We start from the raw sequence: 24769 nt of genomic DNA on the forward strand, positions 1-24769 counted from the left end.
CCACCAGGACGTCTCGACTGGTGTCGACTGTCAGCCAATGACGAGGAAGGCCAAGGCTTCCGGGCTTCCGGGCTTCCGGGCTTCCGGGCTTCCGGGCTTCCGGGCTTCCGGTTGGCAATTCTACCATTTTCCCACTTCGTGCTGAGTAACCGGTGTTCCCGGCGCAGCCTACGTGGCAGGTCGGAAGACTGGCCTTGGGCAAGCAGCCTTCCGCCGTGAACTGCGTCACGCGACCGCGTGCTTGTGAGCACGTTTGGTGGAATCCGTCGAGCAAACGACGATGACGAAACTGCTGAATTTATTGGCTACGTCGACTGCGGAGTTGACGGAGGGAGCGACTGCCGGTGCGACGGTGGCAGTGCCAGTACACGCTGGTAGCTAGGTGCGCGGAATACACGCGTGGGCGGTGGTGGGCGCGCGTGCGAATGGATGATCGTCGGCCGGACCAGCCGATGTGGATGGTGCGCGCACGAGGGCGTCAGCTGTTCGACTCGTGGAGTTGTCGACCCGCCGACACGCGCACGCCGTAGGCCCTCGCGGGAACGGTCGTTAACGCACGTCCCAGGGCCGATCCGACCCGATCGCATACCCAGGCCAGTCCACGCGCCATCTTTCCGCAGTTGTGGCCTGCCTCACGTGAACCAATCCGCAACAAGCCGCGCCAGCGAAGGCACCGTGTCCCCCTGGCCGGCCCGAACACACGCGGTTGCCAGCACATCTCCCCACCGGAACGGAACTGCGGATGAACTTCATTCAATCGCTCATCACCCTGATCATCTCGATCGGCGACATCAACGTGTTCTGATCCTTGGACCGAACGCGGCCGACGATCGACGGTTCGGCCACATGAACGACCAGACCGGAGCAGTCTCCATGAGACCGCTCCGGTCTGTCCTTATTAGACAGAGCGGTCGGGGCGCGCGCTCATCGCCACGCGAAACATCTTCGCTACTCTTTGTGTCGATCATCACCCGTGCAATCCACCCCGTTCGGTGGACACGAATCGTCCGTGTAACCGGTCAAGAACATGCGCGGCAGCGACGCCGCGTGCCGGTTGCGGCACCCACACCCTGTGCGGAAACGGCGTGGCGGTGTTTCCGGAGTCAACACGAACGAAGGTGGGAGCACGGTGGTTCCTGGTCGCGGCGAGACGCTCGCCTTGACTGCTGCTCAGTCGGGAATCTGGTTCGCGCAGCGGCTTGAGCCCGACAACCCGATGTTCGCCATCGCGCAGTACCTGGACATTCACGGCGACGTGGACGTTGCGTCGCTGACACGAGCCGTGCGTCAGGTCCTGTCCGAAACGGACGCGCTGCGGTTGCGGTTCACGGAGATCGACGACGAGCCGCGGCAGTACGTGGCACCGCTCGGTGACTGGTCCTTGCCGGTGGTCGACTTCACGCCCGACACGGCGGGGGAGACCGCGGCGTTAGCGTGGATGTACCGGGAACTCGCGACTCCCGTTGACGTGTTCGAGCACCAGCTGTTCACGGCGGCGTTGTTGCGCGTGTCCCCGACCCGGTACTTCTTCTACCACCGCGTTCACCACCTGCTGGTCGACGGTTTCGGCGCGGCTCTTGTCGTGCGGCAGGTCGCGGACAACTACCGGACGCTGCAGGTCGGCGGCCAGCTTGAGCCCAGTGGTTTCGGCACTGTGGCCGAGGTGCTGCGCGACGACGTCGAGTACCGGCGTTCCGAACGGCACACCATCGACGGCGGCTACTGGCGGGCACGCTTTGCCGACCAGCCAGAAGCGACTGTCCTGTCGGACTCCTCAGCCGCGATGGCCACGAGCTTTCTCCAGCACACCGGGTGGCTCCGCCCCGACGAGGCCGAGGTATTGCGCAGTGCCGCGCGAGCCCTGCGCACCGACTGGTCCCCGTTCGTCATCGCCGCTGCCGCCGCTTACCTGCATCGCAGCTGCGGGGCCAGCGATGTCGTGTTGGGCATGCCGGTCACGGCCCGGCGTTCATCGTTGCTGCGCGCCACGCCGGCCATGGTGTCCAACATCGTGCCGCTACGGCTGCACGTCACACCCGCGACCACGATGGCGGAGCTGGTGGCGCAGGCATCGCGAGAGATCCGAGCCGCCCTGAAACATCAGCGCTACCGGTTCGAGGATCTGCGCCGCGACCTCGCGTTGCCGCGAGGCCAGCGCCTGCACGGCCCGACGGTCAACATCCTGCCGTTCGATCCGCGCATCGAGTTCGGCTCGCACGACGCGGCGATGCACAACCTGTCCGTCGGCCCGGTGGACGACCTGTCGATCGTCGTCCAGGGCATCTCGGCTGAACACGGCATTCGAGTCGACTTCGCCGCCAACCCCGCGCGCTACGGCGATGAGGAGGTCGCCGGCCACCGTGACCGCTTCCTGCGGTTGCTGCGCGCGGTCATGACCGCGCCCACCACCCCGATCGGCGCGGTGCAGCTGCTCGCGGACGACGAGCAGGACCGGGTGCTGCGCAGCTGGAACCAGACCGGGCACGACACCGAGCCCACGACCGTGCCGGAGCTGTTCGCTCGTCAGGCTTCTGAGACACCAGCTCGGATCGCCGTGTCAGACGGCACCACGACCTTGACGTTCGCCGAACTGGACGAACGAGCCGACCGCCTCGCACGCGCGTTGGCCGCGCGTGGCGCGCGGCCTGGACAGGTCGTGGCAGTCGCGGTGCGCCGCTCGGTGGACACGATCATCGCGCTGCTCGCGGTCAGCCGGGCCGGTGCCGCGTATCTTCCGCTTGACGTGAGCTACCCTGCCGAGCGGCTTGGCTACCTCATCGAGGACGCCACGCCGAGCATGGTGCTCACCGACCACACGACCCGTGAGTTGCTGCCCGTGCCCGCGTTGTTGCTCGAGGAGCTATACCACGAGAACGGGCCGCTGGTTGATCTCGTCGCGCCTGGCCCGCAGGACGTCGCGTACCTCACCTACACGTCCGGCTCGACCGGTCGCCCCAAGGGCGTCGTGGTGGAGCACGGCTCGCTGACCAATCTGTTTGAACACCATCGCCGTGGTGTGTTCGCGGCCGGGCGCGCGGCAACGGGCAAAGACATCCTGCGGGTCGCCCATCTCGCGGGCGTGGCCTTCGACGCCGCGTGGGATCCGGTGCTGTGGCTGCTGGACGGGCACGAACTGTGGATGGTGCCCGACCAGGTGCGGCGCGATCCGGAGGAGTGCGCCCGTTATCTCGCCGATGAACGCGTCGACTCGATCGAAACCACACCGTCCTATGTTCGCCAGCTGCTGGCCGCGGGGCTACTCGACGGCCGATTCCCGGCGGTCTGGGCGCTGGGTGGTGAGGCCGTCGATGGCGCGTTGTGGCGTGACCTGGCCGCTGTGGATGGGTTGACGGCGTTCAACCTGTACGGGCCGACCGAGGCCACAGTGGACGCTGTGATCGCGGCGATACCGTCGTCTGCCGAACCGACGATCGGCACGCCGGTGGACAACGCACGCGCCTACGTGCTCGACTCCGTGCTGCGACCGGTCGCGCCGGGTGTGGTCGGCGAGCTGTATCTCGCCGGCACGGGACTGGCGCGCGGCTATCACCGACGTCCGGCGCTGACCGCGCAACGGTTTGTCGCCAACCCCTTCGAGAAGGGCGGACAGCGGCTGTATCGCACCGGTGACCGGGTGCGGTGGTCGTCGAACGGCTCGCTGGAGTTCGTGGGGCGCGTCGACGACCAGGCCAAGATCCGCGGTGTGCGGGTCGAACCGGGTGAAGTCGAGGCGGCATTGATCGCCTTCGAGGATGTCGCCCAGGCGGCCGTGCTCGTGCACGGCAGCGGCGAGACAGCCAGGCTGGTGGCCTACACCGTCTCCGACGCGCGCCCGGACGAGCTGCGCGAGCGCCTGATCACGGCCCTTCCCGAGTACCTCGTGCCGCACACGGTCATCGCTGTGCCTGACATTCCTCTGACCCCCCACGGGAAAGTCGACCGCGCACGGCTGCCCATGCCGACATCGGCGACGGCGTCCGACGTGGACACAGCGCCGCGGACCGAGACCGAGCGGGTCCTGTGCCGGATCTTCGCCGACGTCGTCGTCGCCACCCGTGTCGGCGTGGACGACGACTTCTTCGCTCTCGGCGGGCATTCCCTGCTCGCGACCCGGGTCGTGGGCCGGGTCCGTACCGAACTGGCGACCGAGGTCGCTATCCGCGACCTGTTCGAGGCACCCACGCCGGCCCAGCTCGCGGCACGGCTGACCGGCCGGGCAGCGTCGGCGCGACCCGTGCTCCAGCAACGAGTACGTCCGGAGCGCCTACCGCTGTCGTTCGCGCAGCGGCGCCTGTGGTTCCTCAACCGGCTCAACCCGCTGGCCGCCGACTACAACATGCCGGTCGTGCTGCGCTTGACCGGTGAACTGGACGTGGCCGCGTTGCGGGCGGCCCTCACCGATGTCGTGGCGCGCCATGAGAGTCTGCGCACGATCTTTCCCGAGGCCGACGGTGAGCCACGCCAACGGATCCTCACCGCGCACGAGGTCGACCTGACGACCGTGGACATCGCCGCCGGGGACCTGAACCGCCGGATCGCCGAGCAAGCAGGACGAGGGTTCGATCTGAGCACCGACGTGCCGCTGCGCGCGCACCTGCTGCGGACCTCCGCGAGTGACCACGTGCTTGTGCTGGTCATCCACCACATCGCCGGTGACGGCTGGTCGTTCGGCCCCTTGGCACGCGACCTGGCAGTGTCCTACGAGAAGCGACTGGACGGTGCGGAGCCCGATCTGCCTGCCCTGGCCGTCCAGTACGCCGACTACGCGTTGTGGCAGCGGGAACTCCTCGGCTCCGACGAGGAGCCCGGCAGTCGCGCCGCGGCCCAGTTGGCGTACTGGACGGACACGCTGCGCGACCTGCCCGCCGAGGTGAGCCTGCCGGTAGACCGGCCACGCCCGGCGACACCTGCCGGGACGGGCGGTGTGGTGCCGGTCGACATACCCGCGCGGTTGCACACCGCGCTCGAGGACCTGGCCACCCGGCACGGCGCGAGCATGTTCATGGCACTGCACGCCGCGTTCGCGGCCACGCTCACCAAGCTGGGCGCGGGCACCGACATCGTGATCGGCACTCCCGTGGCCGGCCGCACCGAACCGGCCCTCGACGAGCTCGTCGGATTCTTCGTCACCACCCTTGTCCTGCGCACCGACCTGTCCGGGGACCCCAGCTTCACCGATGTGCTGCGGTGGGTGCGTGACACCGACCTGTCGGCCTTCGAGCACCAGGACCTGCCGTTCGAGCGGATCGTGGAGGCACTCGCGCCACCACGCGTGCCCGGACGCAACCCGCTGTTCCAGGTCATGCTCACCCTGCAGAACAACCCAGCACCGGTGGCCGAGCTAGGTGGCGTCCGCATCGAGGTCGAGCCCGCGGTCCACGCGGGCACAGCGAAGTTCGACCTGTCCCTCGACCTCACCGAGCACCATGACGTCCACGGCGCGGCGGCCGGGATCACCGGAGCGATCGAGTACAGCGCCGAGCTGTTCGACGCCACGACCGTCGAACGGATCGCGCAGCACTTCGTCACACTGCTCGAAGCCGCGCTCACGGCACCAGAACGGCCGCTGCGACTCGCGAGCGTGCTCACCGACGCTCAACGTCAGGACATCGTCGAGGAATGGAACGGGCCACGCCACCACATTCCCGCCGTGACGCTCCCAGAACTGTTCACCGCTCAGGCAACCGACCACCCACACCGAACCGCGGTGGTCGCGACGGACGGCACGCTCGATTTCGCCAAGCTCGACGACCGCGCCAACCGCCTCGCCCGTCTCCTGATCTCCTCGGGCGCACGAACCGGCCAGCCGGTCGCGGTCGTCCTGCCGCGCACGGCCAACACGGTGGTAGCACTGCTGGCTGTACTCAAAGCGGGTGCGACCTACCTGCCGGTCGACATCTCCTATCCCGACGACCGCATCGCCTATCTCCTCGCTGACGCACACCCGGCACTGCTGGTGAGCACCACCGACGTGGCACACCGTCTGGACACCACCCTGCCGACTGTGCTGCTCGACCAGCCGGGCCTGCTCGACGAGCAGGACGGCCGGCCGCTCCCTGCCAGCCCCGCTCCTGGCGACCTCGCCTACCTGCTGTACACCTCGGGCTCCACCGGACGCCCCAAGGGAGTCGCGGTCGAGCACCGCAGCCTGGTCAACCTGCTGCACAGCCACCGTTTCCAGGTCTTCGGACCAGCGACCGCGGCCGCGGGCCGCGCGGTGCTGCGGATCGGGCACACGGCGGGCGTGTCGTTCGACGCCTCCTGGGACCCGATCCTGTGGATGGTCGACGGACACGAGCTGCATCTGCTCGACGACGACACCCGCCGTGATCCCGAGGCCTTGCTGTCCTATGTGGCACAGCAGGAGATCGACGTACTGGAAACCACACCGTCCTATGTCCGCCAGTTGCTCGCGATGGGCCTGCTGGCCCACGAGCGGCATCGTCCGACTGTTCTGGCGCTCGGTGGCGAGGCCGTGGACGGTCCATTGTGGCGGGATATCGCCGCCGCGCCGGATGTGCTGGCGTTCAACTTCTACGGTCCCACCGAGTCCACGGTGGACTCGGTGGTGGCGCGGATCGCGGCTCACCCCGTCCCGGTGATCGGCCGTGGCGTCCACAACGTCGACACCCACGTGCTGGACTCGGGTTTGATGCCAGTGGCGCCGGGTGTGACCGGGGAGCTGTACCTTGCTGGAGCCGGGCTTGCTCGCGGTTATCGCGGCAAGCCCGGGTTGACCGCCGAGCGGTTCGTGGCCGATCCGTTCGCCGCCGACGGCTCACGGATGTACCGCACCGGTGATCTGGTGCGCTGGCGTGCCGACGGAGTGCTGGAGTTCGTCGGACGGGTCGACGACCAGGTCAAGATCCGCGGTTTCCGGGTGGAACTCGGCGAGATCGAGGCGGTGCTCGCCTCCGCCGAAGGAGTCACGGCCGCGGCTGTCGTCGTCGACACCGCAACGGAGGGAATCCAGCGGCTGATCGCCTACGTTGCCGGCGAACGTGTCGACACGGCCGACCTGCGCGCTAAGGCCGCTCAAGTCCTGCCGGACTACATGGTGCCTCAGTCGATCGTCACGATCGCCGAGCTGCCGTTGACGCCCAACGGCAAGCTGGATCGCACGCGGCTGCCCGCGCCGGGCCCGGCCGAGACGAGTGCTCGCCGTATCCCGCGCGACGGGACCGAAGCCGCGCTGTGTGAGCTGTTCGCCGAGACCCTCGGCCTTGCCGGGGTCGGCGTCGATGACGACTTCTTCGCGCTGGGTGGGCACTCGCTGCTGGTCACCCGGCTCGTCAGCCGCATCAGGGCCAAGCTGGGTGTGGACGTGGCGATCCGCACGGTGTTCGAGGCCGCGACACCGGCCGCGCTGGCCATGCGGTGGGCCGAGGTCCGTGCCGCCCGCGCACCGCTGACCCGGCAGGTGCGTCCTGAACGGATCCCGCTGTCCTACGCCCAGCGACGCATGTGGTTCCTCAACGGGTTCGAAGGCACCGGTGCGGGCTACCACATCCCGATGGCCCTGCGCCTGCACGGCGACCTGGACCACGAGGCCCTCGAAGGGGCACTGGGGGACGTCCTGGGGCGGCACGAAAGCCTCCGCACCGTGTTTCCCGTCGATGAGGGTGTTCCCTACCAACAGGTTCTGCCCACGGCGCATGTGGCACTGCCGGTGCTCGACATCGAGCCTGCCGCGCTTGCCGAGACGATCGCCGCACGGGCAGCCGAACCGTTCGACCTGGACCACGATCTGCCGATTCGCGCGGCACTGCTGCGCACCGCGGCCGACGAGCACGTGCTGCTCCTGGTGGTGCACCACATCGCCAGCGATGGCTGGTCGACTGGTCCGCTGGCCAGGGACCTCACCGCGGCGTACACGGCACGGCGCGGTGATGCCGGCGCATGGTCGGCACCCGCGCTTCCGGTGCAGTACGCGGATTACACGCTGTGGCAACAGGAAATCCTCGGCGCCGAGCACGACCCGGCCAGCCCGTTGCGCCGTGAACTGGACTTCTGGCAGCGGACGCTCGCGGGGATCCCCGAGGAGTTGTCCCTGCCGTACGACCACCCGCGACCCGCCGAATCGACCTACACCGGCGGCACAGTCCGTCTGGAGCTGCCCAGGACGTTGCACGAGAAGGCGGCGCGGTACGCGAGCCGGCGCGGGGCGAGCCTGTTCATGGTCCTGCACGCTGGGCTCGCGACGGTGCTGTCCCGGTTGGGTGGCGGGACCGACATCCCGATCGGTACCCCGGTCGCCGGCCGCACTGACGAACAGCTCGACGAACTGGTCGGGTTCTTCGTCAACACACTGGTGTTGCGTACGGATCTGTCCGGCGCGCCGAGTTTCGCCGACCTGCTCGACCGTGTCCGGGCGGCCGATCTGGCCGCGTTCGACCACCAGGGCGTGCCGTTCGAACGGGTCGTCGAGGAACTGGCGCCCACACGCAGCCTCAGTCGCCACCCGCTGTTCCAGGTGATGCTGGCGCTGCAGAACACACCACCGGCCACAGTGGACCTGCCCGGACTGGCCGTGTCGCTCGTGGACTACGACGACGTGGCCGCGGTGAAGTTCGACCTGTCGGTGTCCCTGACCGAGCACCACAACCCCGACGGCACTCCGGCCGGACTGGACGGCACGGTGGAGTACAGCGCCGACCTGTTCGAACCGGACACGGTGGACCGTCTCGCGGGCTGGTTCGTCAGCGTGCTCGACACCGCGTTGGACGATCCCGAGCGGCCCATCACCGAGCTGGACCTGCTGTCGGCCGGGGAGGTCGAGACAGTTCTGGAGACGTGGAACGACACCGCCAGGACGCTGCCGCCCGAGACAGTCGTCGAGGCGTTCGAACGCCAAGCCGATCACAGCCGTGACGACATCGCGGTCGTGGCCAGCCTCGGCCGCGTCTCGGCGAACCGGCTCAACGCCGAGGCCAACCAGCTCGCCCGGCTGCTGCGGCAGCGCGGAGTGGGCGCCGGGCACACCGTGGGCGTGGCCCTGCCGCGGTCGGTTGGCACTGTCGTCGCGCTGCTGGGTGTGCTCAAGTCCGGCGCGACCTATCTGCCGATCGACCTGACGTATCCGACCGACCGGATCACCTACATGGTCACGGACGCGAACCCCTCGCTCGTCCTGACCACCTCCGCGGCCACCGATCGGTTGCCCAAGGTCGCGACACTGGCGCTGGACGAGCACCGCGCGACCCTGGCTGGGCTCTCGGCCGACAACCTGTCCAACGCCGAACGGCTGCGGCCACTGACCCCGCGGCAACCGGCCTACGTCATCTACACCTCCGGGTCCACCGGCCGCCCGAAAGGCGTGGTCGTGGAGCACCGGTCGCTGACGAACCTGTTGCGCCAGCACGCCGAGCACGTGTTCACCCCCGCGAGTGAGCGGTTGGGCCGCCGGTTGCGGGTCGCGCTGACCTCCGCGGTCGGGTTCGACGCGTCCTGGGACCCGGTGTTGTGGATGATCGCCGGGCACGAGCTGCACATCATCGACGACGAGACCCGACGCGATCCGGCCGCGCTCGTGGACTACGTGCGGGACAACGACGTGGACGCCATCGAGACCACACCGTCCTACCTGCGTCAGTTGCTCGCCGCCGGGCTCGTTGACGGTCCCGGCCATCGGCCCGCGGTACTGGCGCTGGGCGGCGAGGCGGTCGACGACCGGCTGTGGACACAACTGCGGGCGATCGACGGTGTGACCGCCTACAACTTCTACGGCCCGACGGAGTCCACGGTGAACGCCGTGGTGACCTCGCTCGCCGAGGGGCATCGCCCGACGATCGGCAAGCCGGTGCACAACACCCGGGCCTACGTGCTCGACGCCCGCCTGCGGCCGGTTCCCGCTGGGGTTCCCGGCGAGCTGTATCTGTCCGGCGCCGGGGTCGCCCGGGGCTATCTCAACCGCGGGCCGCTGACCGCCGAACGGTTCGTCGCCGACCCGCACAGCGGTGCCGGGGAACGGATGTACCGGACCGGGGACATCGCACGCTGGCGCACCGACGCGACTTTGGAGTTCGTGGGCCGCGCCGACGACCAGGTGAAGCTGCGTGGCTTCCGCGTCGAACCCGGCGAGATCGCGGCGTTGCTGGAAGCCGACGCCACGGTCGCGCACGCCGCGGTGGTGCTGCGCAGCGGCGTCACCGGCGAGCAGCGGCTGGTGGCCTACGTCGTGCCCGCGAACGCCACCCCGCCGCAGGAGACCGATCTGCGTGCGGCACTCGCCGCGCAGGTGCCGGACTACATGATCCCGGCGGCGATCGTCGTGGTGGACCGGCTGCCACTGACCCCCAACGGCAAGCTCGACCAGCAGGCGCTGCCCGAGCCCCCGGACGCCACGCCGGTCACGGCCCGCGCACCGCGCTCGCCACGGGAAGACCTGCTGTGCAAGCTGTTCGCCGAGACACTCGGCCTGCCCCGGGTCGGGATCGACGACAGCTTCTTCACCCTCGGCGGCCATTCGCTGCTCGCGGGCGGGCTGATCGCCAGGATCCGCGCGGTCTTCGGCGTGCAGCTGCCGATCCGGCGGCTGTTCGAGAGCCCCACCGTGGCCGGGCTGGCCGCCCATCTGGACTCCGGCGACGACGGCAGCGACCTGGACGTGCTGCTGCCACTGCGCACCCACGGCAGCCGGCCACCGTTGTTCTGCGTACACCCGGCGAGCGGCTTGTCCTGGACCTATTCCGGGCTGTTGAAGTACCTCGCGCCGGACCAGCCGCTCTACGGCCTGCAGTCACGTCTGCTCACCGACCCGGGCTACGCCCCGGTCAGCATCGGCGAGATCGCCGCCGACTACGTGGCCCAGATCCGCTCGGTCCAGCCGCACGGCCCGTACTCGGTGCTCGGCTGGTCGTTCGGCGGCAACCTGGCACACGAGGTCGCGGCACAACTGGAAGCGGCGGGCGAGGACCTGGACCTGCTGGTCCTGCTCGACGCCTACCCGGAGGTCCCCAGCGACGGACTCGACGCGGCCAGTGAGTCCGATGTGTTCACCGCACTGCTGGCCAACCAGGGCGTCACGGCCGACGACGGCCCGCTCGACCGGGCACGGGTGCTGGAGATCTACCGCGAGATCGGCAACCCGATGGGCAGCCTGGACGAAGCGGCACTCGGCGCCATGATCAGTGCCTTCGTCACCCAGGCCACCCTGATGCGCACGTTCGCCCCAGGACGGGTCAACGCCGACCTGTTGTTCTTCACCGCCACCGTCGGCCGTGAACCGACCACCCCGACGCTGACCGACTGGCTGCCCTACCTGGCAGGACACGTCGACAACCACGACATCGACGTGCGCCACGCCCAACTCACCCAACCGGACGCGCTGACCCGACTGGGGCCGATCCTCGCCGAACGCCTCAGCGCCCGTCCCTCCGACCAGCCACGAGCAACCACAGGGAACTGACGATGACCAACCCCTTCGAGTCCGATCAGGACGACTACCTCGTGCTGACCAACCACGAGGACCAGCACTCGCTGTGGCCCGTGTTCGCCGACGTCCCCGCCGGGTGGACCACCGCGTTCGGACCGGCCGCACGCGCAGCGTGCCTGGAGTTCGTGGAACGCAACTGGACCGACATCACCCCGACCAGCGCACGCCGGGAGCAACAGCCGTGACGGCAGGTCAACCGGCGATCCGGCTGCGAGGACTGCGCAAGCACTTCGGTACCACGACCGCGCTCGACGGCATCGACCTGGACATGCCGGCCGGGCAGGTCTTCGCCGTCCTCGGCCCCAACGGAGCCGGGAAAACAACCACCGTCCGGATCATCACCACCCTGCTGCGCCCCGACTCCGGGCACGCACACGTCGCGGGCTTCGACGTCTCCACGCAACCGGACCAGGTCCGCCGATCGATCGGACTGTCCGGGCAGTACGCCGCGGTCGACGACAAGCTGACCGGCTTCGAGAACCTGCACCTCGTCGCGAAGCTGTACGGCATGCGACGCCGTGACGCGGCCCGCACCGCACGCCACCTGCTCGACCGGTTCCACCTCGACCACGCCGCGGACCGGCTGGCCGGTACCTACTCCGGCGGCATGCGACGGCGACTCGACCTCGCGGGCGCACTCGTCGCCGCACCACCCGTCGTGGTCCTCGACGAACCGACCACCGGTCTCGACCCGCAGAGCCGCCTCGACACCTGGGACGTCGTCAGCGAACTCGTACGCGACGGCACCACGGTCCTGCTCACCACCCAGTACCTCGAAGAGGCCGACCAACTGGCCGACCGGATCGCTGTGATCAACCGCGGCCGGGTGATCGCCGAAGGCACCAGCGACGAACTGAAAAGCACCACCGGCGGCGAACGCGTGGAAGTGGTGACTGTGCATGAGCACGACCTGGCCACCGTCCACAGGATCCTGACCGCTGTCGGTGGCACCGCGCCCACGGTCGACCGCAGAACCCGGCGGATCGATATCGCCGTCGGCAGCGGACGACACGGTCAGCAGGTCCTGGCCAACGCCGCCGCGCACCTCAACGCCGCCGGCGTACGCGTACTCGACCTCGGACTGCGCCGAGCCACCCTCGACGACGTGTTCCTGAGCCTGACCGGCCCAGCAACCAACGCCGAAGACACCGCCACCCTGTCCCCGACGGTCCACTGGCCACGGCAGTCCGGACACCTCGATGTGCGGGAGGTAGGCACGTGAGCACCCTGACCAGGATCGCCACCGACAGCGGAGCCATCGCCTGGCGCAACCTGCTCAACATCCGCCGCACCCCCGGCTCGATCTTCGCCAGCGTCCTGCAGCCGATCATGTTCGTGCTACTGCTGGGATACGTGTTCGGCGGCAGCCTCGGCGGAGACTCCTACCGGGAGTTCATCATGGCCGGGATCTTCGCGCAGACCGTCACCTTCAACGCGTCGTTCACCACCATCGGACTGGCCAACGACCTGCAGAAGGGCGTGGTCGACCGATTCCGCTCGCTGCCCATGTCCCGGGTCGCGGTGATGCTCGGCCGGACCACCTCCGACCTGACCACCAGCGTGGTCAGCCTGCTGATCACCAGCCTCTGCGGACTGGCGATCGGCTGGCGCATCCGCGGCAACCCACTGGACGCGGTCCTCGCCTACCTGCTGATCCTGCTGTTCGCGTTCGCGATGTCCTGGGTCGGCGCGTTCATCGGCCTGGTCTCCCGCAGCGTCGAAGTGGCCCAGAGCCTGGGCCTGATCTGGCTGTTCCCGGCCACGTTCATCTCCTCGGGCTTCGTGTCCGTCGCCGCGATGCCCGAACCGCTCGCCACGATCGCGGAATGGAACCCGATCACCGCCCTTGCCAACGCGGCCCGCACCCTGTTCGCCAACCCGACCCCGGCCACGGTGCCCCAGCCCAACGCCTGGCCCGCACAGCACGCGGTCCTCTACTCGGCGCTGTGCTCGCTGGCGTTGATCACGCTGTTCATGACGCTGGCCGTGGCCCGCTACCGACGCGTCGCCAGCCGGTGACCACAGGAGACACATGAAACCCGGCGACTTCACCGGCGACTTCGAACTGCTCGACCAGACCGGCACTCCGCGGACCCTCACCGGCCTGCTCAGGATCGGGCCCGTCGCGCTGTTCTTCTACCGCTCCGCGATGACCGCTAGTTGCACCGCGGCAATCCGCCGCTTCCGCGATCTCACCCCCGACTTCGCCAGGATCGGCGCCCACCCGGTCGGGATCAGCCCTGATCCGGTCGAGCGCCAGCACGAGTTCGCCGCCCTCAACTCGCTCGGCTTTCCGCTGCTGTCCGACCCTGACGGCACCGTGGCGACCCGGTTCGGCGCACGACGACGCGTCGGGCCGCTGCGCACCCGCCGCCGCACCTACGTCATCGACACCGACCGTCAGATACTCGACATCATCACCAGCGGGCTCCAGACGCCCGCACACGCCGACACCGCACTCGCTGTACTCCGCGCCCACGTGCCGTGGTGATGCCGGTGATCGCGTTCCGCCACGTCCCTCCAGAATGCCCAGGGGCGCACACAGTGCGGCCCCTGGGCATGACCATGCCTCCGATGTCCGATCAAGCGGTTGCGGTGAGGTGTGCGTACACCACGACGTTGTCCAGGTAACTGCGTGCCTTGCGGTCGAATCGGCCACCGCAGGTCACCAGCCGCAGCCCGGCATGGCCGACCGCTCCGTACACCTCTGCCGCCGGGAACTGGCTTTTCGGATATTGCCGACGGGCATCGACGGTGAAGGTCGCGGTGGTGCCGTCGCTGCGTTGGACGAGTACCTGGTCGCCAGGGTTGAGGGCAGCGAGCCGGTAGAACACCGCCGGGCCACGGAAGGAATCGATGTGCCCGAGGATGACCGACGCACCCGCCTCGCCCGGGGTCGGCCCGTAGGCGTACCAACCGGCCATGCCGAAGTCCGCGGGGTCCTCGACAGTCCGATCCGGGTTGAGCCCCAACGTCAACAGCTTGCTGTGGACGCCGATGCTCGGTATGCGGACCGATTCCGGCACCGATCGGGGCATCGGGATTGTCGCGCCTGGCGTGATGGGTGGCGCGGCGGCGGCACTGCTCGCCTGCGGTATCACCACCGGCGCCGGGACGCTACCCGCCGGCGCGACCGGTGCCTGTCCTGACCTCCAGGTGACACCGGCCCAGATCAGGCTGCCGCCGCTGATTCCCAGCACGATCGCGACCACGAGAAGCACTGTCGGCAGACGACGCGACCGGTGACCGGCGGCTGGTGGGCCGCCGGGCACCGGAGCACCGGGAACTCGTTCAGTCATCTGTGTGTTCGTCGCGGTGGGCTGTCCGGCGATGCGCGATGGCCGCCGCGCCCGCTCCGGCCACCAGGACCGCGCCGGTGGCCGTCAGGACAATCCCTGTCGTGTCGTCGGTGGTGCCGCCCGCGCCCATGTCCGGCGCGCCACCCGGGATGACCGGAGCGGCGACGAGGAAAGGCTTGACGGCGGACAGCACGTCCGTCTTGGTCTTCGGCGTCTCGGTGTTCCCCATGAACACGCCGCCCTTGACCGGCAGCCCGAGCAGGTTCCCGACGACCGCGGCGTGCCGGGCCTCGACGCCGAAGATACCGGCCGCGGCCTGCAGGATGCTCTTGTCCTTCACGAAGCCCGCGGCACCGAGGTAGGCGCCGACACCGACGTTTTCGAAGGTGTGGCTGGTTTTGAGGTAGCTGGCCCGGTCGGTGAAGGCGGCACCGAAGTTGACCTTCGGGGCCTCCACCGGGGTGCCGCCCAGTTTCTTGATCGTCGCGGTGAGCGTCGCGACGTGCGACTCCTCGTCGGCCTGGATCTGCTGGAGGTATTTGGCGTCCTCGGCGGACAGTTGCACGGCTTTGTTGCCCTGCACGTAGAACGCCGCTTCGAGGTACTCGAGTGTCAACGCGTAGTTCAGCACCTCGAGGTCGTTGCTGAAGTCCTTGGCCTGAGCCAGGTTCCATCGGTTGTTCAACGCACCGAGTGCCAGTTCCGGGGAGACATCGGTGGCCTGGCCCTTGATGAGATCTCGCCTGTTCATGGTTGTTCCTTTGCTGGGTTCACCGATCAGGACAGGAAGGGCTTGACGATGGCGAGAACTTCTTCCTTCGTCCGCGCCTTCTCGATGGGCGCGGGGAACGCGTTGCCGCCCATGAGCATCGCCAGCACGGCCGCGTGCCGGGACTCGACGCCGGCGATGGCCGCGCCCGCCCCGAGAACCTCGGGACTCTTGATCAGCCCGACCTGACCGTGGTAGGCCGTCACGCCGACCTCTTCGAAGGTCGACGCCGCTTTCAGGAAGCTGGCCTTGTCGGCGAACGTGCTGTCCGGGTACTTGATCGCCGGCTTGGCGACCGGTGTGCCACCGAGTTGTTTGATCAGTGCCGTGACCGAGGTGACGTGCGCGCTCTCATGGTCGGTGATCTCGGTGATCAACTCCAGCTCGCGGCCACTGACGAAGTTCTTCTTCAGCCCGGCCGCATAGAAATCGGCTTCGAGATACTCGAGGGTCAAGGCGTAATTGAGGATCTCGATATCGCCCGCGTCGCCCGACGGCTGCGTGGCGGCTGAGGCGATCCCCGTCCCGAGCCCGCCGGCCACCAGGGTCGCGCCCACACCGACCAGGCCCGCCATCCGCAGGAAGGCCCGCCGGTCGGTCTCGTTGGCGATCCCGAGCACCGGCTCACCACCGAAAACCCTGTTCCTCTTGTTCGGTCGCATGAGGACACACCACACTCTCTCTATGCGCGCTGAACGCGCTACTTGACGCCCTGAGGACGGTCAAGTCCGTAGTGAGATCCAGACATGGTGGTGGTGAGGCGACGAACTTGACAAACCGAGCAGCTCGCCGAAGTGGGGCACACCCCGAGACCGCCGACAGGCGTCCCGGCCGGACCACCATCAGATCTTGGGAGGTCACTTTCCGACTGAAGAGATTCGGAGCCGACACCACTCCGGATTGCCGGACGAGAGAAAGATAACCCTCCCACTGCAGGGCATCCCTCACCTGGTCGGTGAAAACAGCGATCAGTGGCAACGGTGAGAACCGCGTGGGCGTGGACAAGCGCGTGGAAGCCAGAAGTGCGGGCAGTGGTGGGGGCACTCAACAGGCGGCCAGCACGTTCAGCGCGTCCTCACACAGCACGGTGGCAGGGCAGTCACCGGGTGGACCTGGCCAAAGCGCGTAGCGGAGCGCTGACGTCGTGAAAGTGTTGCAGGACATAGCGGTACGTACGCATGAGGCCGCATTGGGCGTAGTCGATGCCGCGCTGGGTGCAGAATTCCCGCACCACAGGCTGCGCGCGGCGCAGGTTGACGCGCGGCATGGTGGGAAACAGGTGGTGTTCGATCTGGTAGTTCAGCCCACCGAGCGCGACATCGACCCACCGTCCACCGCAGACGTTGCGGCTGGTGAGCACTTGCTTGCGCAGGAAGTCCAGTGTGCTGGCGTCGGTGTAGGTAGGCATTCCCTTGTGTCCGGGCGCGAAGGAGCAACCCATGTACACACCCCACAGTCCCTGGTGCACGGCGATGAACGCGATCGCCACCGGCGGCGACAGCACGAGGAACACCACGGTGAGGTAACCCGCGATGTGCGCGCCCAGGAGTACCGTCTCGATCCGGCGGTCCTTGACCTCGCCGCGCCACACGGCCTGGATGCTGGCCCAGTGCAGGCTCAGACCTTCCAACAACAGCAGCGGAAAGAACAACGCTGCCTGGTGTTTCGCCGTCCAGCGCACCAATCCACGCCGGTTACGCGATTGGCCATGGGTGAAGGCCAGTAGCGGGATATCGAGGTCGGGATCCTCGTCCTCGTGGTTGGGGTTGGCGTGGTGCCGGGTGTGGGTGCCCATCCACCAGCCGTAGCTGATGCCGACGATCCCCCCGAACGCGTAGCCCAGGACATCGTTGGCGCGGCGGGTGCGGAAGATCTGCTTGTGCCCGGCATCATGGCCGAGAAACGCGATCTGGGCGAACATCACCGCGAAGAACACCGCGGTAGCCAGCTGCCACCACGAGTCACCCAGCACCGCGAACGCCACACATCCACCGGCGAAGACCAAAAGGGTGATGCTGATCTTCGCGGCGTAGTAACCGTAGCGCCGGTCCAGCAATCCCGCGCGCCGCACCAGGTGCGCAAGATCCGCGAAATCGTTGCGTGGCGCCGTGTGCCTGCCGGTCGCTGATGGTGTCGAAGGCGTGGACATGCTGCTCCTTGCTCCCTCGTGCTGTGTCGCCGGGGGCTGGGGCAACATGTCGTAATGTCGATGATTCCCGGTCGGGGCTATCGTCAAACAAGATCGGTAGCTGATCGCCCGTTCCGCGTTGCCGTTCAACCGGAACCGCCATCAGTGTCGGTGTTGTCGGCTCGTCCGAGCACGCTGAACTGGAATTGATATCACCTACCCGTGACGGTCAGGTAGATCAGGGCCAGGTTCAACGCGATCACCAGCGCGGCGACCACCCACGCCAGCGCGGTCGTGACCCGGTGGTTGACGTTCCCGCCCATCAGCCCGCGTGCGGAAGTCAGCCGTACCAACGGGATCAGCGCGAACGGGATACCGAACGACAGCACCACCTGGGAGATCACCAGCGCCCACGACGGATCCACGTTGAACGCCAGCAACACCACCGCGGGCAGCAGCGTGAGCACCCGGCGCACCAGCAACGGGATCCGTCTGCGCAGCAGGCCGCCCATCACCACGGCCCCGGCGTAGCACCCGACCGAGGTCGACGCCAGACCGGACGCCAGCAGTCCCACGGCGAACAGCAACGCGATACCGGTCCCGAGGTGCTGCCCGATCGCGGCGTGCACACCGGACAGCGAGTCCACCCCGTCGATTCCGGACAGTGCGCCGGCCGCGAGCAGCAGCATCGCCAGGTTCACCGCCCCGGCGAAGACCATGGCGACGCCGACGTCGTAGCGGGTCGCGTTGAGCAGACGGCCCAGCGTGGGCCCGGTCTGCGTACCGTGCCGGTCACGCGCGAGCGCCGAGTGCAGGTACACCGCGTGCGGCATCACGGTCGCACCCAGCATTCCCGCGGCCAGCAAAACACTCTCCGACCCGGCGAACTGTGGCAGCAGGCCGCCGAGCACACCGGGGCCGGACGGCGGCGAGACGAAAAGCCCCGCGGCGAAACCGATCGCGATGATCAGCAGCAGTCCGGTGATGACCCGTTCGAACGGTCGTTGCCCGGCACGGTCCTGGACCACCAGCAGCGCGGTCGACACCACACCGGTGATCAGCCCACCGACCAGCAGGGGCAGGTCGAACAGCAGGTTCAACGCGATCGCGCCGCCGAGCACCTCGGCCAGGTCGGTCGCCATCGCCACGACCTCGGCCTGCGCCCAGTAGGCCAGCCGGGTCGGGCGCGACAGCCGGTCCCGGACTGCCTCGGGCAGCGACAGCCCGGTGACCAGCCCGAGTTTCGCCGACAGGTACTGCACCAGCCCGGCCATGACGTTCGCCACGACCACGACCCACACCAGCAGGTAGCCGTAGGTGGCCCCCGCCGCGGTGTTCGTGGCCACGTTGCCGGGGTCCACGTAGGCGATGGCCGCGACGAACGCCGGTCCCAAGAGAGCGGCTCCGGCCCGGAAGCGGGTGATCCTGGGTTTGATGGCACTGGCGAGCGACAAACAGACCTCCGGCCACGAGTGGGTGGCCTTGGTGTTCCGTGAACACCAAGGCCACGTCTGGTCAGGTTGCTATGTGTTGTTGTCGCTGGTGTTGACGTCGCCGTTGACGCCCTTGGGGAAGAACCCGCCGGAGGTCGCGGCCTTGTTGGTCAGGTAGACGATGTTGAGGACCTGGCCAGGGCTGCGGGAGAAGGCGATGCCGTTGGCGTCAGTGGGCACGATGTTGGCGCGGCCCTGGCTGTCGATGACGCCCTGGTCGAGGTCGGTCTTGCCGTCGAGGCTGTCGCGTGCGTTGGACAGCTTCACCGACGCTTCCCGCAGGTCGCGTCCGAGCAAGCCGAGGTTGAGCAGGCCGCCCTCGCGTTGGTAGAGGGCGGTGCGGATGTTGGCCGCGTGGTACGCCTCGACCGCCAGGATTCCCGCGGCGGCTTCCAGGTAGGTCTTGTTGTCGATCAAGGGTGCCGCGCCCTTGTAGGCGGTGACGCCGACGTCTTCGAACAGGTAGGCCGCGAGGAGGAAGTTCTCCTCGCAGGCGAAGGCGTCGAAGCTGCGGCCCGGTTTGACCAGCCCGGCGGCCTGGGCCGCGGCGGTGAAGCTGCCTTGCAGGTCGATCGCCGGACGGCTGACCGCTGCCGAGCCCAACGCGCCACGCAGGAACGTCACGTGCGCCTTCTCGTCGGCGGCGATCTCCTGGGCGTACTGGCGGGCGGCCTTGGTTTCGAACCGCACCGCACGACCACCGGTGACACCACCACGGGTGCCAGTACCGGTTGTCATGGAGTCCGCCAGGCCTTTGCCGGTGACGGCGTGCAGGTAGAACTCGGCTTCCAGGTATTCGAGGTTGAGCGCGAAGTTGAGCACGGCCGCGTCGCTGACCTGAGCGGCCGCGGCTTTGGGTGCCGCCGTGGCGGTGCCGGAGCCGAAGGTGCTCGCTCCGACCACACCGAGACCCGCAACGCCCGCGGCTTGCAGGAAACGACGCCGGTCCTCGCGGTTCTCCGCACTGCGACTGATCATCCTGGCGGCAAAACGTTTGCCAAACACGTACGATCTCCTTCCCACCCACACCCGGCACCATGCCGAGCGCAGGGGCGCTTCCCGTCCGCGTCTGTCCAGGAGGCGGGCAGGACCGATCTGCGTGGACACCGCCCATTCGGAGCAGAACGCGCGATGGATTGGCTGACAGAGTGATATTTCGGTGACGTTTCTGATCCATCGATGTTCCGACGACGTGCTCGAAGGCGACGTGGACTTCGAAGGTTCCTCATAGGACTGCGGGTGAGAACGCAACGTGCCCAGACGCGTACTGGGCCTCGATTCGGCGATTCTGAATGGTTCAGGCCGCCCGGTCCCGGGCTCGTCGGCGGTTGTCCACTTTCGGGTGGTTTTCGTCGCCTCGGCCGGTGAGACCCGCGTCAGGGGTCATTCTTGGGGTGGGCAGTAAGGGAGGAGCCAGCATGCGCGGCGCTGTGCTGCACGCGCCCGGTGATGTCCGGGTTGAGCAGCGGGACGATCCGACAATCGTGGCCCCCACTGACGCGGTCATTCGCCTGGCAGCGAGCTGCGTCTGTGGGTCGGACCTGTGGCCCTTCCGTGGCATCGAAGCGATGAACGGGCCGTCCCCGATGGGACACGAGTACGCGGGCGTCGTGGAAGCGGTCGGTGGCGAGGTCACGTCGGTCAAGCCCGGCCAGTTCGTGGTCGGCTCGTTCGTCGCCTCGGATAACACCTGCGAGATCTGTCGGGCCGGCTATCAGTCATCCTGCGTCCGGCGTGAACCCATGGGTGCGTTGGGTGCCCAAGCCGAGTTGCTGCGTGTGCCGCTGGCCGACGGCACACTTGTGGCCACCCCGGACGTTCCTGACGACGACCTGGTTCCCAGTTTGTTGGCGGCATCCGACGTGCTGGGCACGGGCTGGTTCGGTGCGGTGGCCGCTCAGGCCGGCCCGGGCAAGACGGTCGTGGTCGTCGGCGACGGAGCTGTGGGCCTGCTGGGAGTGCTGGCCGCACGACAGCTCGGCGCCGAGCGGATCATCGCGATGAGTCGTCACGAGCAGCGCCAGAAGCTCGCGCTGGAGTACGGAGCGACCGACGTTGTCGCCGAGCGCGGCGATGATGGCGTGGCCAGGGTCAAGGAGCTGACCGGCGGGCTCGGCGCGCACAGCGTGATCGAAGCGGTCGGGACCCAGGAATCAATGACACAGGCCATCCGCTCCACCCGGCCCGGTGGACACCTCGGTTACGTGGGCGTCGCGCACGACGTCGCGTTGAACGGCCAGGAACTGTTCTTCTCCCACGTTCACCTGCACGGCGGCCCGGCCCCGGTACGGCAGTACCTGCCGCACCTGCTCGACCTGATCTGGGACCGCAAGATCGAGCCCGGCAAGGTCTTCGACCTCGAACTCCCGCTCGATCAAGCCGCTGACGCCTACCGGGCCATGGACGAACGCACTGCCATCAAGGTCCTGTTGCGCGGGTAGCCCATGGGATTCCCATGGGTGGCGTGTCATCGGGTACCACCGACTCGGGGCGCATGACCTGAGGGCCCACGAGACAAGCCCCAGTGCGACGGTAGCGACCACTGCCAGAGCCGCCAGCAGCCAGTTCCGGAATCCACAGTGACGCGTATGGAGACTTCTTGAACAGCCGACGCACGATGGCCGCCGCAGCTGCCGGTGAGGTCGGCCGCGACAGCACCACCGATCGCGGCGATCGCCAGCAGTGCCGCGACCATGGCCAACAGCAGGCCGTAGTGCGGCAGGACCGCGAGCGGAGTCGTGGCCAGGGGTGAGGTTCGCGGCGCTGTCGCGGAGATGATCAGAAACGATGACTCGCTGACATACAAGCAAAGCACGGCTGTGAGCAGAAACTTGGTGCTGCCCCATAGAGCCGCGCGTGTGCCGCGTTACGGGTTGCGTTTCTCGTGTTACGCGTGGGCTGTTTGGTGTGTGTATCTCAGTGGGTGGCCTGGCCGCGGAGTACCTCGAGTGTATGTGCGGCGTGCGCTCGATCCACAACAAACTCCGTACGTACCACCGGGCAGAGCACTGTCGCCCGGCGGTACGTAGGCATTGGATGTTGCTACTGGAGATTGTTCGTCAGCGGCCGAGCTGGCCTCGGATCGCGCCGGCGGGGAACTCGCTGTTGTGGACGTTGACATAGAAGCGACTGGGATGGTTGCGGATCTCAATAGCGAGATCCCTGCCCACCGGGGTGCAGGTGTGGCTTCGACCGTTGCTGGGAGCGGTCAGGTTCACCACGACCGGACCAGCGTTTCCACGGGCGCCGCGGTGGATGTGTGCGGCGGTGGCGTTCTGGATGTTGCGGACGCTGACGGATGCACAGACTGTGTCGCGTCCCGTCCGAACGGTCGCCTGGCCGCGGCCGTCAGGGTCGCCGGGGCCGGGGACTTCCGCCGCTCCGGTCAGTCGGGTATGTCGGTTGGACGAGATGCCGAGTCCCAGGTTGAGATTCAGGTTCAGCCCGAGGTGCGGACCCGCCGTACTGTGGTTGCCGTGCTCGGTGTGGTTCTCGCTCGCCGATGCGGTCGGGACGAAAATGGCGAGTGCCGTCATGGCGATGACCGCGCCGGTCACCGTTCGTCGCATGGTGGTTCTCATGAAGATCCCCTTTCGTGTCGGGTGATACTCCGAGAACAGTCATTCGCAGCCGCCTCCCGACCTGGATTGCGCGCGACTACACAGCACTCAACGACCAGGTTCTCGCAAGAGCCTCACCACGACGCGTGACGCATCCGGCCCAGCCGCCACACGTGATGGCCCATGCCACATCGGTACCGGGCCGTCTGGCCGGTGAAGACACCGGGCGAGGAGGTGGAGATAAGCAGCCTGATCGTCACGAGGAGGTGTTCGTGGTAATGCGATTTTCGTGAACGAGATTCACTTGTCTGCGCGGAGCGGGCAATTAGCCGGTATTGCATAGAACTGGCAATAACCAATTGTAGGTGTCAAGAAGAATTGTCGAGGTGATGGAAACCAGGCGGATGGGCGGCTCCGAATGAGAGCGTTTGAGCCCGGTGTCTGTCGGCAATCGTGCCGGGCGAACTGTGGAAGGGATCGAGCATGTCACCACCGCCCGCCATGCGTCGCAGACGCATGGTTGTCGCACTTGTCGCGACGGGAAGTACGGTGCTCAGTGCGGTCGCGGTCGGGTTGGTGCCCGGCTCAGCGGTGGCCTCCAGCCATCGTGAGGCACCGCTGATCGCGGCTGATCCGCCGGTGGACAACACCGACGTGTACGCGTTTGTCAGCCCGGACCGGCCGGACACCACGACGATCGTGGCGAACTGGTATCCGTTCCAGGAACCCAATGGTGGCCCGAATTTCTATCCGTGGGCCACGGACGCGCACTACGACATCAACATCGACAACGACGGGGACGCCAAGCCGGATGTGACCTATCGGTGGACGTTCAGCACCGATGATCGGCGTGGCCGCAACACCTTCTTGTACAACAACGGTCCGGTCACGTCGTTGGATGACGAGAATTTGTTGTTCCGGCAGAGCTACCGGCTGGAGGTGATCGACCGCTACGGGCGGGACAAGACCGTGGTCCGTTCCGGCAAGGTCGCGCCGTCCAATGTGGGCCCCGCGTCCATGCCGAACTACCAAGCACTGCGCGATCAGGCTGTGACCGCGTTGCCCGACGGCGGCAAGAGCTATGTCGGCCAGGCCGATGATCCGTTCTTCCTGGATCTGCGGGTGTTCGACCTGCTCTACGGCGGCAACTTGTCCGAGGTCGGCCAGGACACGCTCAAGGGCTACAACGTCAACACGATCGTCCTGCAGGTCCCTACCGCGGCGGTGAGTCTCAAGGGCGACGGGAAACGCAACCCGGTGATCGGTGTCTGGAGCGACACCGAACGCCAGTCGATGCTGCTCTCCCCGGGCAAGTCGCGGGCGTTCGGACCGTTCGTGCAGGTGTCGCGGCTGGGCAACCCGTTGGTCAACGAGGTGGTGGTGCCTGCGGCGTTGAAGGACCGGTTCAACGCGCTGCAGCCGGAGCAGGACCGCAAGGTGCCCGAACTGGTCAACCGGGTGACCGACCCGGAGGTGCCGAAGCTGATCCAGGCGATCTACGGCATCCCGGCGCCGCCGACCCCGCGCAATGACCTGGTCGAGATCTTCCTGACCGGGATCACGACCAAGGCGGGCGGCCCGATCAAGGCGGATCTCAACTCGCAGCTCAACAACGCCGATGTGGACGCTGCCCGGTTCGCACCCTCGGAGCAGTTGCGGCTCAACACATCCATCGCGCCGGCGGCGACGCCGAACCGGCTCGGAGTGCTGGCCGGCGACCTGCAGGGATTCCCGAACGGGCGACGGCTGACCGATGACGTCCTCGACATCGAGGTGCAGGCGCTGGAAGGCGCGGCGGTCAGCGGCATCGTGCCCGCACTGGCCGCCGGGGACAAAGTGGACGCCAACGACGTGCCGTTCACTCAGGCGTTCCCGTATGTCGCGTTGCCGCATAACACCGCGGTCAACGCGATGGCCGGACGGAAGGCCACCAGCGGTGTGACCGGATGGAGCGGCTTGGTCAGCCTCGTTCTGCTCGCCGGTGCTGTTCGGGTGTTGCGTAGGCGGCCTGGCTTGGCCGCAGCGGATCGGTAGTACTCGCAGCGCGTTCGGAGGCATGGCCTTCCCGTGCCTCCGAACGACGACC

General features: G+C 67.7%; 14 protein-coding genes. 7 read left to right on the plus strand and 7 right to left on the minus strand.

The window, feature by feature from the left end:
• Positions 1-1129 precede the first annotated feature (1129 nt).
• Genes AOZ06_RS04410 through AOZ06_RS04430 form a run of 5 tightly spaced genes read left to right on the plus strand, consistent with a single transcriptional unit; the run spans position 1130 to position 13925 of the window.
• Positions 1130-11407: a non-ribosomal peptide synthetase gene (locus AOZ06_RS04410; RefSeq protein WP_063810301.1), complete on the plus strand. Its 10278-nt coding sequence runs from the start codon at positions 1130-1132 to the stop codon at positions 11405-11407.
• A gap of 2 nt (positions 11408-11409) precedes the next feature.
• Positions 11410-11619 (plus strand): MbtH family protein, encoded by a 210-nt coding sequence (locus AOZ06_RS04415; RefSeq protein WP_054288250.1) that lies wholly within the window; start codon positions 11410-11412, stop codon positions 11617-11619.
• A complete protein-coding gene (locus tag AOZ06_RS04420) occupies positions 11616-12656 on the plus strand; it encodes an ATP-binding cassette domain-containing protein (protein WP_063809960.1) in 1041 nt (346 codons plus the stop codon). The genes AOZ06_RS04415 and AOZ06_RS04420 overlap by 4 nt, the downstream gene beginning before the upstream one ends.
• Positions 12653-13453, plus strand: coding sequence for an ABC transporter permease (locus AOZ06_RS04425; RefSeq protein WP_054288251.1), 801 nt, complete (start codon positions 12653-12655; stop codon positions 13451-13453). The genes AOZ06_RS04420 and AOZ06_RS04425 overlap by 4 nt, the downstream gene beginning before the upstream one ends.
• A gap of 13 nt (positions 13454-13466) precedes the next feature.
• Positions 13467-13925 carry a peroxiredoxin gene (locus tag AOZ06_RS04430; protein WP_054288252.1) on the plus strand — a complete coding sequence of 153 codons (459 nt, stop codon included), beginning with the start codon at positions 13467-13469 and terminating at the stop codon, positions 13923-13925.
• Between the two features lie 91 nt (positions 13926-14016).
• Here AOZ06_RS04430 and AOZ06_RS04435 read toward each other — a convergent pair whose 3' ends face one another.
• The 6 genes from AOZ06_RS04435 to AOZ06_RS04460 form a co-directional block, all read right to left on the minus strand.
• Positions 14017-14733 carry a class F sortase gene (locus AOZ06_RS04435; protein ID WP_083471497.1) on the minus strand — a complete coding sequence of 239 codons (717 nt, stop codon included), beginning with the start codon at positions 14731-14733 and terminating at the stop codon, positions 14017-14019.
• Positions 14726-15484 (minus strand): ferritin-like domain-containing protein, encoded by a 759-nt coding sequence (locus tag AOZ06_RS04440; protein WP_063809961.1) that lies wholly within the window; start codon positions 15482-15484, stop codon positions 14726-14728. Before AOZ06_RS04440 ends, AOZ06_RS04435 begins: the two co-directional genes overlap by 8 nt.
• Before the next feature lie 26 nt (positions 15485-15510).
• Positions 15511-16122: a ferritin-like domain-containing protein gene (locus AOZ06_RS04445; RefSeq protein ID WP_218921933.1), complete on the minus strand. Its 612-nt coding sequence runs from the start codon at positions 16120-16122 to the stop codon at positions 15511-15513.
• A gap of 479 nt (positions 16123-16601) precedes the next feature.
• On the minus strand, positions 16602-17651 hold the full coding sequence (locus AOZ06_RS04450) for a fatty acid desaturase family protein (RefSeq protein ID WP_054288255.1): 1050 nt from the start codon (positions 17649-17651) through the stop codon (positions 16602-16604).
• Positions 17652-17842: 191 nt separating this feature from the next.
• Complete coding sequence (locus AOZ06_RS04455; protein ID WP_054288256.1) at positions 17843-19084, minus strand: Nramp family divalent metal transporter; 1242 nt, start codon at positions 19082-19084, stop codon at positions 17843-17845.
• 69 nt (positions 19085-19153) lie between these two features.
• Positions 19154-20128, minus strand: coding sequence for a ferritin-like domain-containing protein (locus AOZ06_RS04460; RefSeq protein ID WP_054288257.1), 975 nt, complete (start codon positions 20126-20128; stop codon positions 19154-19156).
• 413 nt (positions 20129-20541) lie between these two features.
• Between AOZ06_RS04460 and AOZ06_RS04465 the strand changes: the two genes are divergently transcribed.
• Positions 20542-21564 (plus strand): zinc-dependent alcohol dehydrogenase family protein, encoded by a 1023-nt coding sequence (locus AOZ06_RS04465; protein ID WP_054288258.1) that lies wholly within the window; start codon positions 20542-20544, stop codon positions 21562-21564.
• Positions 21565-22182: 618 nt separating this feature from the next.
• On the opposite strand, the gene AOZ06_RS04470 is transcribed toward AOZ06_RS04465, so the two are convergent.
• Complete coding sequence (locus AOZ06_RS04470) at positions 22183-22680, minus strand: CHRD domain-containing protein (RefSeq protein ID WP_169798852.1); 498 nt, start codon at positions 22678-22680, stop codon at positions 22183-22185.
• A 486-nt stretch (positions 22681-23166) separates the two neighbouring features.
• Between AOZ06_RS04470 and AOZ06_RS04475 the strand changes: the two genes are divergently transcribed.
• Complete coding sequence (locus AOZ06_RS04475; RefSeq protein WP_054296410.1) at positions 23167-24717, plus strand: DUF4331 domain-containing protein; 1551 nt, start codon at positions 23167-23169, stop codon at positions 24715-24717.
• Positions 24718-24769 lie beyond the last annotated feature (52 nt).

It is taken from the genome of Kibdelosporangium phytohabitans, assembly GCF_001302585.1.
GTDB classification, from domain to species: domain Bacteria; phylum Actinomycetota; class Actinomycetes; order Mycobacteriales; family Pseudonocardiaceae; genus Kibdelosporangium; species Kibdelosporangium phytohabitans.

Bases quoted from the DNA above. Each gene is read 5' to 3' on its own strand.
- AOZ06_RS04440 (WP_063809961.1), bottom strand. From the start codon at position 15,484: ATGAACAGGCGAGATCTCATCAAGGGCCAGGCCACCGATGTCTCCCCG.
- AOZ06_RS04465 (WP_054288258.1), top strand. From the start codon at position 20,542: ATGCGCGGCGCTGTGCTGCACGCGCCCGGTGATGTCCGGGTTGAGCAG.
- AOZ06_RS04450 (WP_054288255.1), bottom strand. From the start codon at position 17,651: ATGTCCACGCCTTCGACACCATCAGCGACCGGCAGGCACACGGCGCCA.
- AOZ06_RS04475 (WP_054296410.1), top strand. From the start codon at position 23,167: ATGTCACCACCGCCCGCCATGCGTCGCAGACGCATGGTTGTCGCACTT.
- AOZ06_RS04430 (WP_054288252.1), top strand. From the start codon at position 13,467: ATGAAACCCGGCGACTTCACCGGCGACTTCGAACTGCTCGACCAGACC.
- AOZ06_RS04415 (WP_054288250.1), top strand. From the start codon at position 11,410: ATGACCAACCCCTTCGAGTCCGATCAGGACGACTACCTCGTGCTGACC.
- AOZ06_RS04435 (WP_083471497.1), bottom strand. From the start codon at position 14,733: ATGACTGAACGAGTTCCCGGTGCTCCGGTGCCCGGCGGCCCACCAGCC.